At 33.8% G+C, this 12,920-nt stretch carries 17 protein-coding genes; 8 read left to right on the forward strand and 9 right to left on the reverse strand.

All coding sequences use genetic code 11. From position 1 onward, the window contains the following. From BM018_RS03230 to BM018_RS03250, 5 genes are read right to left on the reverse strand one after another with little or no spacing between them, the layout of a single operon-like run. Entirely contained in the window at positions 1-984 is a 984-nt protein-coding gene (locus BM018_RS03230) for an AAA family ATPase (RefSeq protein ID WP_092318563.1), read from the reverse strand. Between the two features lie 55 nt (positions 985-1,039). After that, complete coding sequence (locus BM018_RS03235; protein WP_092318565.1) at positions 1,040-1,576, reverse strand: hypothetical protein; 537 nt, start codon at positions 1,574-1,576, stop codon at positions 1,040-1,042. Further along, on the reverse strand, positions 1,573-2,148 hold the full coding sequence (locus BM018_RS03240) for a hypothetical protein (RefSeq protein WP_143280392.1): 576 nt from the start codon (positions 2,146-2,148) through the stop codon (positions 1,573-1,575). Before BM018_RS03240 ends, BM018_RS03235 begins: the two co-directional genes overlap by 4 nt. A gap of 17 nt (positions 2,149-2,165) precedes the next feature. Next, positions 2,166-3,281 carry an RnfABCDGE type electron transport complex subunit D gene (locus BM018_RS03245; protein ID WP_092318569.1) on the reverse strand — a complete coding sequence of 372 codons (1,116 nt, stop codon included), beginning with the start codon at positions 3,279-3,281 and terminating at the stop codon, positions 2,166-2,168. Then, positions 3,268-4,515 (reverse strand): 4Fe-4S dicluster domain-containing protein, encoded by a 1,248-nt coding sequence (locus BM018_RS03250; RefSeq protein WP_092318571.1) that lies wholly within the window; start codon positions 4,513-4,515, stop codon positions 3,268-3,270. Before BM018_RS03250 ends, BM018_RS03245 begins: the two co-directional genes overlap by 14 nt. A 122-nt stretch (positions 4,516-4,637) precedes the next feature. On the opposite strand from BM018_RS03250, the gene BM018_RS03255 reads away from it, so the two are divergent. Further along, complete coding sequence (locus BM018_RS03255; RefSeq protein WP_092318573.1) at positions 4,638-5,261, forward strand: hypothetical protein; 624 nt, start codon at positions 4,638-4,640, stop codon at positions 5,259-5,261. Next, positions 5,262-5,897, forward strand: coding sequence for a DNA repair protein RecO (gene recO, locus BM018_RS03260; RefSeq protein ID WP_092318575.1), 636 nt, complete (start codon positions 5,262-5,264; stop codon positions 5,895-5,897). It begins immediately after the preceding gene. On the opposite strand, the gene BM018_RS03265 is transcribed toward recO, so the two are convergent. From BM018_RS03265 to BM018_RS03280, 4 genes are all read right to left on the reverse strand, one after another. Beyond that, complete coding sequence (locus tag BM018_RS03265; protein ID WP_092318577.1) at positions 5,890-7,239, reverse strand: phosphoglucosamine mutase; 1,350 nt, start codon at positions 7,237-7,239, stop codon at positions 5,890-5,892. The genes recO and BM018_RS03265 overlap by 8 nt on opposite strands. A gap of 119 nt (positions 7,240-7,358) precedes the next feature. Continuing rightward, positions 7,359-7,670, reverse strand: a complete 312-nt coding sequence (locus tag BM018_RS08270; protein WP_092318579.1) for a restriction endonuclease — start codon at positions 7,668-7,670, stop codon at positions 7,359-7,361. Between the two features lie 529 nt (positions 7,671-8,199). Further along, positions 8,200-9,267: a flavodoxin-dependent (E)-4-hydroxy-3-methylbut-2-enyl-diphosphate synthase gene (gene ispG, locus BM018_RS03275; protein WP_092318581.1), complete on the reverse strand. Its 1,068-nt coding sequence runs from the start codon at positions 9,265-9,267 to the stop codon at positions 8,200-8,202. 50 nt (positions 9,268-9,317) lie between these two features. After that, positions 9,318-10,049, reverse strand: coding sequence for a HisA/HisF-related TIM barrel protein (locus tag BM018_RS03280; RefSeq protein WP_092318583.1), 732 nt, complete (start codon positions 10,047-10,049; stop codon positions 9,318-9,320). 234 nt (positions 10,050-10,283) lie between these two features. On the opposite strand from BM018_RS03280, the gene BM018_RS03285 reads away from it, so the two are divergent. The 6 genes from BM018_RS03285 (at position 10,284) to BM018_RS03310 (ending at position 12,623) form a co-directional block, all read left to right on the forward strand. After that, positions 10,284-10,679: a hypothetical protein gene (locus BM018_RS03285; RefSeq protein WP_092318585.1), complete on the forward strand. Its 396-nt coding sequence runs from the start codon at positions 10,284-10,286 to the stop codon at positions 10,677-10,679. Positions 10,680-10,717: 38 nt separating this feature from the next. Continuing rightward, positions 10,718-11,110, forward strand: a complete 393-nt coding sequence (locus tag BM018_RS03290) for a hypothetical protein (protein ID WP_092318587.1) — start codon at positions 10,718-10,720, stop codon at positions 11,108-11,110. 47 nt (positions 11,111-11,157) lie between these two features. Next, positions 11,158-11,523, forward strand: a complete 366-nt coding sequence (locus BM018_RS03295) for a hypothetical protein (protein WP_092318589.1) — start codon at positions 11,158-11,160, stop codon at positions 11,521-11,523. Positions 11,524-11,531: 8 nt separating this feature from the next. After that, entirely contained in the window at positions 11,532-11,885 is a 354-nt protein-coding gene (locus BM018_RS03300) for a hypothetical protein (RefSeq protein ID WP_092318591.1), read from the forward strand. 5 nt (positions 11,886-11,890) lie between these two features. Continuing rightward, positions 11,891-12,232 carry a hypothetical protein gene (locus BM018_RS03305; RefSeq protein ID WP_092318593.1) on the forward strand — a complete coding sequence of 114 codons (342 nt, stop codon included), beginning with the start codon at positions 11,891-11,893 and terminating at the stop codon, positions 12,230-12,232. A 61-nt stretch (positions 12,233-12,293) separates the two neighbouring features. Continuing rightward, the gene (locus tag BM018_RS03310) at positions 12,294-12,623 is read left to right on the forward strand and encodes a rod-binding protein (protein ID WP_092318595.1); all 330 of its coding nucleotides are present in this window, start codon (positions 12,294-12,296) and stop codon (positions 12,621-12,623) included. Positions 12,624-12,920: the final 297 nt, after the last annotated feature.

Here is a 12,920-nt window from a genome sequence, read left to right on the forward strand (position 1 = left end):
TTATGGAATCTCTACCGCTTGAAGTATTTTATCAATAATAATATCTGACGTAAAACCTTCTGCTTCAGCTTCAAAAGATAAGATGATACGATGACGTAATACTTGATGGGCAATGCTTTTAACATCTTCTGGAATAACATAAGCCCGCCCATCGAGAAATGCTTCTGCTTTAGCAGCTTTCAAAAATGAAAGGGATGCACGGGGAGATGCTCCACAACGAATGTATTCAGATCTGATATTTACTGATTCTGGCTCACGTGTAGCATATACTAAGTTAACAATATATTCAAAAATTTTTTCATCCGCATAAATCTGTTTAACAACACTTTGCAAACTCAATACTTCTTTTTTATTAATAACAGTACGTGCCTCAGGGAATAAATCCCCTCCCATGCGAGCTAAAATACGCTTCTCTTCTGCGCGCGAAGGATAAGAAGTGATGGCTTTAAGGAGAAAACGATCCATTTGAGCTTCAGGAAGAGGATAAGTACCTTCTTGCTCTATCGGATTTTGAGTAGCCATAACCAAAAATGGTTCCTCTAACTTATAAGTATGATCACCTAAAGTAACAGTTTTTTCCTGCATTGCTTCTAACAAAGCTGCTTGAACTTTTGCTGGAGCTCTATTAATTTCGTCAGCAAGCACAAAATTACTAAACACAGGGCCCTTTTTAACATCAAACTTGCCTGAACCTTGATTATAAACAAGCGTACCTCGAATATCTGCAGGCAACATATCTGGAGTAAACTGGATCCGTTTGAAATCAAGATCCAGAATTTTAGCTAAAGTTTGCACAGCTAAAGTTTTAGCAAGCCCTGGAAGACCTTCCACTAAAATGTGACTTCCTGTTAATAATCCCATCATGAGATACTTGAACAGATTTTTTTGACCGACAATTACTTTTTCAAATTCCGATTCAATTTTCAACAATAATTCTTTTTTTTCTACGGCAATTTCCGTAACACGTCGAATATCTTGATCCATCAGAACCTCGTTTTAATCATTAATATCATTATTCTACTCAAACAACTACCTTTTGTCAAGGAATTAACAAAAATACTAACGAAAATACAGACAAAATTAATAATTTCCAGGCAGTAGCAAATTTCCACGAATACCGGTCTAGTGAAAAACTAATTGTAATAGAAGTCATCAAAATTAAGAAAAATATTAAACCGATACTTATTCCTAACGCATATATAAAACTTAATGGAATAGACATATCCAATCCAAGTAAATTAACAGAACTTAAGAGCACTAATGGATCACCTTTTTTAATAATGCCAACAATGGAATGATCTGTATATGATTGGGGTAAAATAATATCCAAAAATATACTCAGAAGCATCATAAATCCAACAAAAAAAGGTAATAAAAAAATAGGAGAAAAAAAATCCTGAAATATCAAAATACTAAAACTGCAAATAAAGAATAATAAAAAAAATCGAATACTAACCCATAATATTTCAGAAAATGAGTAAACACATAAAACTACCATCACTAAACCTAACATCTGACTAACAACAATATTTTGAGAAAAAATAGCATCAAAAAATACATTTACTACCTGATTCATTGAGATTTTTCCCATACAGCAATAATCATAAGCATAAAGCCTATAAAAAAAAGCGTAATTGCACGTCTATAAACAAAAATCCCATTAATAACAAAATCAGAAAAATACCACACAATCTCCCAATCTCCCAGTTGCATATTAATTGAACGATCGATAGAAATTTCACGCACCATTGCCGCTATTATCAATAAAAAAGAAAGTAAAATAGCATCCTTACCAAAACTTTTTTCTGATAAAGCAATATTTTCATTAAGCCAGAAAATCATAACACTACATGACGCCATAGATGCTGGAAATATAAATTTAAGTTGGCTGTAAATTTGAAAATCAAAATGTTTAATAAGCAAAAGATATAACCCTGATAATAAAGTTGCTAAAAAAGACGCAATATAAAAACGAATAGAACAAGAAACATACTTGAAAAAAAGCACATTTATAGTGCCTATTAAAGGGTAAAGCAATAAAACACCAATAGCTGCAATTAAGGCGATTTTTGTGTAATCGATTGTATAAATTAAAGGAAACATGACAACAACAAATAAAGTAGAAGAATCTATAAAAATTTTATTCATTTTTCCTCGGATAAATTTCATATTGCTGTAGATAATATATTTAAGAGGTATATTGTTATCATTATACATAACGCAATAACAAGATGAAATGAATGGCTTTTTATTTTATCAATAAAGATATTCCAAGAAAAATAGTATTTTTCTTCAATCATGTTTTTCTGATATCCAAAATAAGGGTGATTTGGCCATATATCGAAAATAGGAGTGATGGCACCCATTAGAAGAAATATGACAATTTGAGCTAACCAAATTCCTTGAATTTTCAGAATAAATATGCCTACTGCGGATAAAAATGCTGCCCAAATCTTACGGGAAATAAGGATCGGCTGTGTCCCAAAATAAGAAAGAATAAATACAGAAAAAAATAATGTGCCATTTTGAAATAGAAAATTAAACATATCTAAAGAAAACAAATTTTTATTTAGAAATCCAGAAAAAACTACTGTTAAAAGAAAAAGAGTTCCTAGATATATAAGAAGTATTAAAATAAAAAAAACATTGCATATGCCCAAATAAAATAAGGAAATAAGTAATAAAATAAGAGAAGTTTCCCCCATATTACCAGCAAGATTGCCCCAAAAGATCCCCCATAATGAAGGTGTAGAATCAGCCGCTCGAGCAAAATCTTGATTGAATAGAATAGAATTAGCTTGGAGCCAATTAACAGAATATTGATTCATAATTTGAAATAATGTAGGTGGCTTCTCTGATATAACAGAAGGGAATAAAAGATAAAGAATCAATTTGGCTAATAATGCTGGATGAAATATTTGATGACTTTTTATCTTAAAAACCAAATAGTTAAAAAAATACAACAACACTCCTAAAATAGGAATAAACCAAGATACTGTTACCGGTAACATTAAAATCAAAATAAGAACACCGTTTATCCATGCAAAACTGGACATAAAAAACGAACGATCCTGCAATTTAATAAAATACGCACAAATAAAAGCCATCATTATTCCTATTGCTAGAATAAAAAACACCTTAAGACCAAACAATATGACAGCTGAAATGCATGTTAAAATAAGCATTAAAAAGACATCAAACATCATTCTTTTAGAAGAAACAGAAGCATGAAGATAAGGAGCTTGAATGAAAACATTTTCATAAGATTTAATAAGGGACATTCCATGATTCCTGAATTATAGATTGTTTTTGATTAAAAATAGCCGGACCTAAAGGGATAAACGAAGGACATACATAACTGCAAGCATTACAATCAATACATTCTAATAAGCCATTATTTTTTGCAGCGTTTATTTCATTGTTTCGGACTAGATCAATAAGACGAAAAGGCTGAAGCCTCATCGGACAATAATGACTGCATAATCCACAACGAATACAATCTTGTTCCTCAGGAGACTCTAGTGGAGTAAAAATCAATACAGATTGCATATTTTTGTCAATACCTAGATATGGATTAACCAGAGTACCTGATAAAGGTGAACCGTTAATTATAACATAAGAATCAGCATCAGAATAAGGACGCATAAATGAAGAAATTGGTGTACCCAACTTAATACGGAAATTTCCAGATATTGCAGCAAACGCCCCATCCACTGTAATCACACGATCAATCAACGGTTTACCAAAAAGTAATGCTTCACTTACGGCTAGAAGTGTCGAAGGCCGATGCACTATTATTTTCGACTCAATACTATCTCGGCTAAAAGGAAGTTCTATCCCTGTCAACTGAGCAATCAAAAAACGTTCATATGCTACAGGATATCCAACAGATAGTTCTTCAATAGTAAAACGAGTTGCACGACTGCTCATTTCCTCTAAATGAGCTCGCAAAACCTTGTTTTTAGGAATGACTATAATCACTTTTTCAGCACTTGTAATATAGCGAATATATTCAGCACCCAGTAAAATTTCTTTTGTTTTTTCCATCATTAAACAGTATTCACCTGTTAAAAACGGAACAGTTTCAACAGCATTTATTACTACAGTATGAACTTTATTTTTTGCCTGTTGAAGTTTCTGATATGTTAAAGAATTTTCTTCACTAATTCCTGTAATACCAGAAATGCGAATTTCATTAATAAGTGCATCGGAAGTTTTAATAAGAGGTTCCAGCCTTTCATAGGCATGCCCCGGAGCATTTTCAGAGCGGTGAAAATTCATATACTTCATGTTGTCACGACAAAAAATATCAACCACTACTCCGGAAACAGGAGCATGATAAATTAAATTATAACCTGTATCTGCATTTATAGGTTGAGCTTCTTGAAAAACCATACCAGATGAGATATCACTGTGAGGAGGTAAGGGTAAAATATACTTATTTTCAAAAGAAAAATCTTTAATAGTCATATCTCTACATCGAGATATTACCGGAAATGAAAGACCTTTAAACACATAGGTCCCCTAAAACTCTAATTTACATATTTTAAGATAATCCATATAAAAAATCAAGAAATACTTGCAGGTTTAAAAAAAAATAGTTATAATTAATTAAATTGTCAGAAATGGGGCGTATCGTGGCTCAAGAAAAAAATAAAAAATATCCGAAAAAAAAGAAAACAGTCACAGAAGAAAAAATTGAAAACAAACAGCCTATACAAATAAAAAAACAGTATAAAAAATCCAATAAGCCAGAACGAAACATACCCAAATGGGAATTTGAAGCTTCTTTAAAAGGCCCGGATCTCCCAGAAACAAAAGCAGATTTACTTTCTATTTTGGCAGAAATTGATCCTCAAGAATTACTCATGGATCCCCTAGTCCAAAAGCATAAAAATATATCCAAAATATACCCTAACAATTCCAATGATCAAGCAGTTAATAAAATTATTATAGATATTAGTCAAACTTGCCCTATTTGCAATAAAACAATCCGTGAAATCATGTATGCATTACATGACTATGATCATAATCAACTAGCTCATTTTGACTGTGTATTCAAGAAAGTCAGTATTTCTATTAAAGATAAACTAATAAATGGACGTTATTTAGCATATTTGGGCAGTGGTTCTTTTGGAATTATGGAACCGAAAAATAACAAACATTCTAAATCTATTCTCATAGAGAAAATTTATCCGGGAGCACCGGTAGAAGAATTACTTCATGGAGGTGCAGAGGTTCACGGAGATGAAGAAATATAAATGACCAGACAGTGTACAGCATTAATTCTTTCAAAAAGAGGTTTTGGAGAAGGGCATTTACTATTAACAGTCTTAGATGCTGACCGCGGTAAAACAAAATATAGTGCTTTTGGAGCTGCATTAGAAACTGGTTTACGCAGAGCAGCTTTATTATCAGGCTCTTTCATTCGAGGATTAATTTCTCCCTCAAAAACACCTCAATTTGAGGTATTAAATGAAACACAATTACTTTTTTCTGCTGAAAATCTAAGGTCAGACCTTAGATTAATGGGATTTTTATTATTCACTTTAGAAATTCTAGATAAAATGTTGATGGAAGAAGAACTGTTCGAATATTTTGATGAATTATTTGAAACATTCCGATTGTTTGATGAGAATCAAGACGAAAAATATATCCTTTTCTTCCTATCAAAATTTCTCAGTTCTGGTTCATGGTTGGAAATCCCACAAAAACAAAAACTTTCACCTCAAACAAAACGATTTATCAACGACAGCAATAATTATTCTTCTTCCTTTTTGCAAGGAAAAAATATCTCCAGCCAACGTAAACACGAATTATCTTATTTTTTTGCTCATGCTATTAAATATGCACGGGGACACATGCCACGTTCATTGGAATTATTAAAATTCAATTAATACTCTCTTTAATAAAATTTTGAACTGTTTTTAATATTTCACTCAAAATAGGTTCAGAAGTCCCTTCAGCTATGACACGAATTACAGGTTCAGTATTTGAAGTGCGTATATGAATCCATAAATCTTCCATTTCCAGACGTAATCCATCTTCTTCATTCACTTTAACATCAGGAAACCTTTGTTTTATTTTCTGGAGCAAAACATCAAAATCTCCACCAAAATCATACTTTTCTTTTTTCATAACCGTTTGAGGTAAAAGAGCAATAATCTTAGACAACGGTTTTTGCTCCCGTGCAAGCAATTCTAAAATTAAGGCTATACCCACTAGAGAATCACGTCCTGCATTGACTTTTGGATAAATAACACCACCATTACCTTCAAGGCCATAAAATGCATGAATTTCTTTGATTTTCCGTACGACATTGGCTTCACCGACTTTCGATCGAAATGACTGGGCATAAGGCTTGATCATTTTTTCAGAAATGCTGGATGTGCTCATATTCAAAACAATATCTCCATATTCACCCCGATCCAAAAGCGTCTTCAAAGCTAATACAGGTGTCATTTCTTCACTTAACACTCGACCTCGCTCATCTGCCACTACTAAACGATCTGCATCCGGATCTTGTGCAAATCCAACATCTGCTTGATGAGCAATAATCAAATCATGAAAATGCTTCAAATGATCACGTGTTGGCTCAGCAGGTCGCGCAAAATGACCATGAGGTTCATCATTCACATATACAGCTGATATATTTAATTCTTCAAAGAGCATCTTTGTAATAACGCATCCTGAACTATTAACAGGATCCAATAATACTTTTAAATGAGAATTTTTTATTAATTCAACATCAACCGCACTAAGTACTCCTTGGATATGATGATACATTACCGCATCATCTTCTGTATATTGGCCGATATTTTGCCACTTGGGCATTTCCATCGGATCGGAAAGAAACTTTTTAATAACTATTAAATCAGAATCATCCGTAAAAATGCCCCCTTTTTTTACAAACTTGAAAGCATTCCATTCAAGCGGATTATGAGAAGCAGACAACATTAATCCGGCATCAAATCCGCATTCGCGGACACCAAACAAAACAGTCGGCGTTGGCACGATACCAGCATCAACAACATCCAGTCCCATCATATTCAGCACACTAGCTACAAATCTTCCCATAACATCACCTGTAGGCCTTCCGTCACGTGCTAGAAGAACTTTTTTGCCTCCTCGATCCCGCACATAACATGCAAACGCTAAACTGTAACGAAATATTGTTTCTATATCCAAGCTGTCAGCCCAAATTCCTCGCACCCCTGAAACACTGACTTTAAGACTCATTTTATTCTCCTATTGTAATATCATAAATATAACGTGTTTCTACTACTTGTACCCCCAACTTTGCACTCACGCATATAACGAGCTAATTTACAACCCGAATGAGTACAATGGAAATATTTTTATGGACTGCTTCTTTCAACATCACTTGTGAAATCTGTAGTTGTAATAAATACTCCACCTTTTAACCTTTGACTTTTCAGACCAAAAGCAAAATGCGTAACTTCAGAGACATTTATATTTCTAGTTTTATAACATTTGCATTGAAATCCTATTTGTTTCAAACCAAGATTATTACTGGTAAGACTACTGCAGATTCCTTTATCGCTGCCTTTTCCGTTATGGAAAGGCTCTCCATATCCCATTTTTCTGAGCAATTCCAAACACAGCAATTCAAAAACCTTGTCCTTTTGCTGTACATTGTTGCTGTTCATATTTTTTAAGCATTCAGAGCAGTACTTTCAATTAATCGATAATACTCGTCAATTTCCAACATAACTTGCTGAGCGTCTTAATATTTGGAATCATATAAAGATTCATGTTTTGATGAAAAATGGTTTGAGCAGGGTGTATTTTCTTTCAAGAGTTTACATGTAATTATTTTTTCATTCTTGTATTTCCCAGAGAAATCTCTGTCCAAATCAGTCATTTCCAACAATCCTATGCTAGATCTCTCAATTAAGCCTACTATTTTCAAATCTGCTAATCCTCACCTTAGGTTATTATAAAACTTGGAGTTACTACCTCTCTTCACAGAGTTTGCTGAAGATCTTCCTCAGACGATTTAAAATCACACATTTTCGCCTAAAGAATCCTCGATAGGAAATAGGCTCTAAAGCTTCATTTAGTTTCTGCAAGATAAGCAAAAAAAATTTATAATACTCAGCATTGCCAAAACTATTCCTCACGATGAAGCTATTTTTAACTTAACTTTTGTTTTACTTAATATTTTGGCTCAATCTATTAATTTGATTCTTCTAATATTCGTTCTGCATTGATTTTTAAGGTTTCTTGCAATAAAGCTTCAAGCATTTCGTCTTTAGAAAACTGCCCCAATACTTTACCTTTTCGAAAGAGGACAGCTCCATTCTTGCCCACAGCAATACCAAGATCAGCTTCTTTTGCTTCGCCAGGGCCGTTCACAACGCATCCCATAATAGCAACGCGAATGTATGATTTTATATGCGAGGTTTTTTCTTTGAAAAGATTAACAGCTTCTAGTACGTCATATTCTACACGTGCGCAAGTGGGACAGGAAACTATTTCAACCCCCTCCTGACGCAATCCCAGTGAACGCAAAATAAAACGTCCAGCTTCGACTTCCGGTACAACATCACCTGTGATAGAAACTCTTAATGTATCACCGATCCCTTCTTGTAGCAACGTACCCATGCCAATTGCATTTTTAACAACAGCCTGCATGCCATCACCCGCCTCGGTCACCCCCAAGTGAATCGGATAATCACACTGCGCTGCAAATAAACGATTGGCTTCTATCATTGTAGGCACATGATGCGACTTAAAGGACACTTTAATATCTTGAAAATCAAGATCTTCTAATAATTTTATATGTTCCCATGCTGACGAAACCATAGCTTCAGGCGTAGGATGAGGATATTTATTAGGATCCAGCGAACCAGCATTAACTCCTATACGAATAGGTATGGAACGTTCTTTAGCTGCCCGCACAATAGCCTTTACATGTTCAGGATTACGGATATTACCTGGATTCAGGCGCAAAGCATCTACACCAGACTCCAAAGCAATCAAGGCTAATTTATAAGCAAAATGAATATCAGCAATTAAAGGCAACGGGCTACGATCTCTAATTATTTTCAATGCCTTAGCTGAAGCTTCATCGGGTACTCCTAAACGTACAAGATCACATCCTGCCGATGATAAACGAAATAATTGTTCGATTACTGCTTCAATATTTATAGTAGGTATGGAAATCATTGATTGAATAGAAATAGGGTGATTTTTGCCTATCCCTGTCGAACCTATATAAAAACTACGCGTTAAACGACGCATGCCAACTCCTTATATAAAAGGGACTTGCAAAGCAAATCCCTTGGTGCTGATCATAATTTTACATTTTGAACTCGAAACATTTCCGAAACTTCTGATATCGATAATGTCCCATCGTATAAAGGCTTAGATAATGCAATTCCTGTTAATTCTTGATACTGTAATAACTGCTCTATATCATCTTTTGTAGTTACATTTCCAGCAACATAAAGTGCCGGAATTTCCATATCAAGAAAATTCTCTAAAGTATCAAAATCAGGATGTTCTAGAGGCCCTTGCTGTGACCAACCACAATAAAAAATTTCATCAATTCCAGATTCAGGCAGAGATCTTAAAAAATCAACAGTCCTTTTGCCAACAGAATAACGAGCTCCTCGCGTATGAACAAACCCATCTAACGAATCAATCCACAACGCAATCGGTCCTATATTATTCATTAAAATATTACGTAAAAACTTTTTATTTTCTACTAGCGATGTTGCAGACACTATTTTCGTATACTTTCTATGTTCAAAGATGCGGACACTTCTGAGATCTCGAATACCTCCACAGTAATACAAATGAGCATTAGTCGTACTATCTAAATATTCGAGAAAGTTAGTGTGTTGCGGTTTACCGATAATAGCACCATCTTTATCTTTGAAAAATACCCTATCAGCGCCTTTATCAACCCAATATCGAAAATGCAAAACTGGATTTTTTATCCGTGCGGACATTCCGTCTTTTTCAGGTAACCCGAATGATGTAATACCATTTTGAATGTCTATAATCGGAACAAATTTCATGTTCCGCCTCCCTCACTTATCATGATATAAGATTTTATATAAATTTTATCTGCATAGTTTATAACATTTCTTAAAAAATCCTCATTCCGCACAAGAAACGCACAAACTATGCACAATTATAATATGTTATTCGATTCTGGTCAAGATATTTTTTAAAAAATCTGAGAAAAAATTGCCGTTCATAACATTGACTTTCCCAGCCTTATTAACTATTTTGAACAATAGGAGGTCCTTATGAACAAAAAAATTTTTACATTATCAGGAACTATTTTACTCCTTTTAACATTAGCAACCTGCAGCTATATCCCTAAAAATTCAGCTCCTGAAAACTATAATGAGCGATTCTTAAATAACATCCATGGACGCTACATACAAATTCGACCTTTTATCAACCAATTTATTGCCGTCAAAAGCCCTAAAAATAAATTTTTTACGGTCAGCGGGCAGGGTGACATCCTATACTGTGAACAAGAGTTTGCTGTTTTAGAGCAGATTTTATCATCTACGGAAGCCTTATATCGCATCACTAACGGTACTTCTTACTATATCAAAGTAAATCCTTCCTACTCTCTATCAGGAAAAAGCTTCAGCGACTCTGATTATCAAATTATCGCTGTCAGAAATTTTTAATTCTGCAAGAATTATATTATAATAAAACAAAGGAAAAAATGATAAAAAAATTATTATCCCTTCTTTTGCTCAGCACGTGTTCTACCAGCTTCGACAAAACAAAATTTCTTCGTGATGCTCAAGGTTCGTACATAATCACACGAGCAGGAGTAGAATTCTTGACGCGTGAAAACAGTGCATGCACTATCAAACTCAACTCCGCTATAGAAATTACTGCTTCAGGTGATATCATCAGCAGCGGAACTGTTTTATTTAGCCTTGTTGAAATCAAAAGCGAAAGTACCGCAATTTTCCGTTATCTTCACAATAATACTTATCTTGCCATGGGCTTAAAGCCTACCACACGGCTCATCGCTAATACAAATAACGTTCGATCAGTCGGTGATGTCCGGTTTGAATTATTTGTTCCTATAGCTTCAAAAAATTCTTGACGTTTGTTTTTTATATGCTTATATTTTCCACAAACACAGGGGGAAATATGAAAACATTTCATTCGTTATTATTGACGTTAGGGTTTCTTTTTTCTGTTAGCTACTGCTCCAATATGAACCAAAACGAATTTTTAGCGGCGGTCAATGGTACCTATAAACTTGTCAGCAACAATCAAACAATTGTTGCTACACCAGACGGTCAAATTATCTACAGTGATTTCCAACCCTTTTTAAATATTTATGTAGTAAAGAATTCACAATGCGCTATCTATTACAAATCATCAGATTCTGGTAATTTATATTTGCCTATAGCTATTAAAAACAACAATTTATACTCACATAAGTGCGTCGATACACTGCAAAACGTGAATTTTGAAAATGTTACATTATTTGCAACATTTCTGCACCGATAGGAGACACTATGCATATACTGATATATTTAACAATGATCATTATGATCAACGGACTTAATTCATGCGCATCAAATGCCATTATATTCAGGAAAAATTCTGTAGGAACTTATAAAATTGTCGGCGAAGAAACAACTTTTTCGATCGACGATTCCGGAGATATTGCCGGCTCACCTAATGTCATGCTTATTTTTTATCAAGCGTTATCGGACCATGACGCTATTTACGTTCAAAGGATTGATTTTAAAAGCTATTATCTTCCAGTCCGAATTGACGGAGATCAACTATATAAAGGAGACTTAGCATCCAAACCACAAAATATTGACTTCAAAACATTAAAATTATACGCCGTAAGGATAAGGTAACAGCGATGAAAAAAGTATTACTGCTATTTATTTTTGCTGCATGTTCTGTCACTCCAAAAGAAGAATTTATCAGAAATGTGTATGGCACTTACAATTTACTAAATTCTGCAGGGCAACTTAATATATCCAGCGCAGGAACTATCAGCGAAAACAAAACTGTTCTTTATAGTTTATATTTGACTTTTACAAGCATATCGGCTTTATATATGGTTTCTGATACAAGTTTAGGTAGTGGATACGTAATGGTGAGCTTTCAAAACAATATCCTTTATGTGAGTGATATTTTCACGGACATTAATCAAACCCACCAAATACAGCTAAATGCTTATGCTATCAGAATTGGATAAAAAACTTATTATTTTCAGAATTCTTCCGATAATAAAAGAGTAAAAAATTTGGAGGGATTTCATGCAAATTAATAATTTACAATCTCAAATTGCAGTAAGCCATTTACAAAACCATGAATTTTCACAATTGAAAAACAAAGCTCAAAATTCGCAGAAAATAAAAGAAGTAGCCCAAGAATTTGAATCCTTATTTGTAGAGCAGATGTTTAAGGAAATGAAAAAAACAATCAAAAAAACTGATCTATTTAATGATAACAGTTCTAAAAATGAAATTTTCGATGATATGCTTATCACAGAATACGCTAAAAATGCTTCAAAAACAGGTAGTTTCGGACTTGCAAAAATGATAGAAGATTCCTTAACTCCTAAAATTCCTGTGCGTTTTTATTAACAAATTCCTCTCACAAACTGGAAAAATAAGCTCACGTTTTGTTGAAAAAGTCGGATGATATATCTATATAAGAGAGAAGGGGGGGGGGGGGGTATGAATATATTATCCGTTTTAGAAAAAATTTCTCCGCAATCAAGTTTTTTGTATTAAAGTATCTGGAAGACTTTGTTGGAATGGAAAGTCTGTTTGTTCTTATTGGTATTCTTCTCATATTTATATAAACAATAAATATCAATGAGTTTCATTGTGGAGAGTTCCGAAACTGTTTTAGTCACGGTTGAAAGCATCTTTCATGAT

Source organism: Brevinema andersonii, assembly GCF_900112165.1.
GTDB lineage: Bacteria > Spirochaetota > Brevinematia > Brevinematales > Brevinemataceae > Brevinema > Brevinema andersonii.

Excerpts from the sequence above, each read along its gene's own strand:
- BM018_RS03230 (WP_092318563.1), bottom strand. The coding sequence starts at position 984 with ATGGATCAAGATATTCGACGTGTTACGGAAATTGCCGTAGAAAAAAAA.
- BM018_RS03235 (WP_092318565.1), bottom strand. The coding sequence starts at position 1,576 with ATGAATCAGGTAGTAAATGTATTTTTTGATGCTATTTTTTCTCAAAAT.
- BM018_RS03240 (WP_143280392.1), bottom strand. The coding sequence starts at position 2,148 with ATGAATAAAATTTTTATAGATTCTTCTACTTTATTTGTTGTTGTCATG.
- BM018_RS03245 (WP_092318569.1), bottom strand. The coding sequence starts at position 3,281 with ATGTCCCTTATTAAATCTTATGAAAATGTTTTCATTCAAGCTCCTTAT.
- recO (WP_092318575.1), top strand. The coding sequence starts at position 5,262 with ATGACCAGACAGTGTACAGCATTAATTCTTTCAAAAAGAGGTTTTGGA.
- BM018_RS03265 (WP_092318577.1), bottom strand. The coding sequence starts at position 7,239 with ATGAGTCTTAAAGTCAGTGTTTCAGGGGTGCGAGGAATTTGGGCTGAC.
- BM018_RS08270 (WP_092318579.1), bottom strand. The coding sequence starts at position 7,670 with ATGAACAGCAACAATGTACAGCAAAAGGACAAGGTTTTTGAATTGCTG.
- ispG (WP_092318581.1), bottom strand. The coding sequence starts at position 9,267 with ATGCGTCGTTTAACGCGTAGTTTTTATATAGGTTCGACAGGGATAGGC.
- BM018_RS03280 (WP_092318583.1), bottom strand. The coding sequence starts at position 10,049 with ATGAAATTTGTTCCGATTATAGACATTCAAAATGGTATTACATCATTC.
- BM018_RS03285 (WP_092318585.1), top strand. The coding sequence starts at position 10,284 with ATGAACAAAAAAATTTTTACATTATCAGGAACTATTTTACTCCTTTTA.
- BM018_RS03290 (WP_092318587.1), top strand. The coding sequence starts at position 10,718 with ATGATAAAAAAATTATTATCCCTTCTTTTGCTCAGCACGTGTTCTACC.
- BM018_RS03295 (WP_092318589.1), top strand. The coding sequence starts at position 11,158 with ATGAAAACATTTCATTCGTTATTATTGACGTTAGGGTTTCTTTTTTCT.
- BM018_RS03300 (WP_092318591.1), top strand. The coding sequence starts at position 11,532 with ATGCATATACTGATATATTTAACAATGATCATTATGATCAACGGACTT.
- BM018_RS03305 (WP_092318593.1), top strand. The coding sequence starts at position 11,891 with ATGAAAAAAGTATTACTGCTATTTATTTTTGCTGCATGTTCTGTCACT.
- BM018_RS03310 (WP_092318595.1), top strand. The coding sequence starts at position 12,294 with ATGCAAATTAATAATTTACAATCTCAAATTGCAGTAAGCCATTTACAA.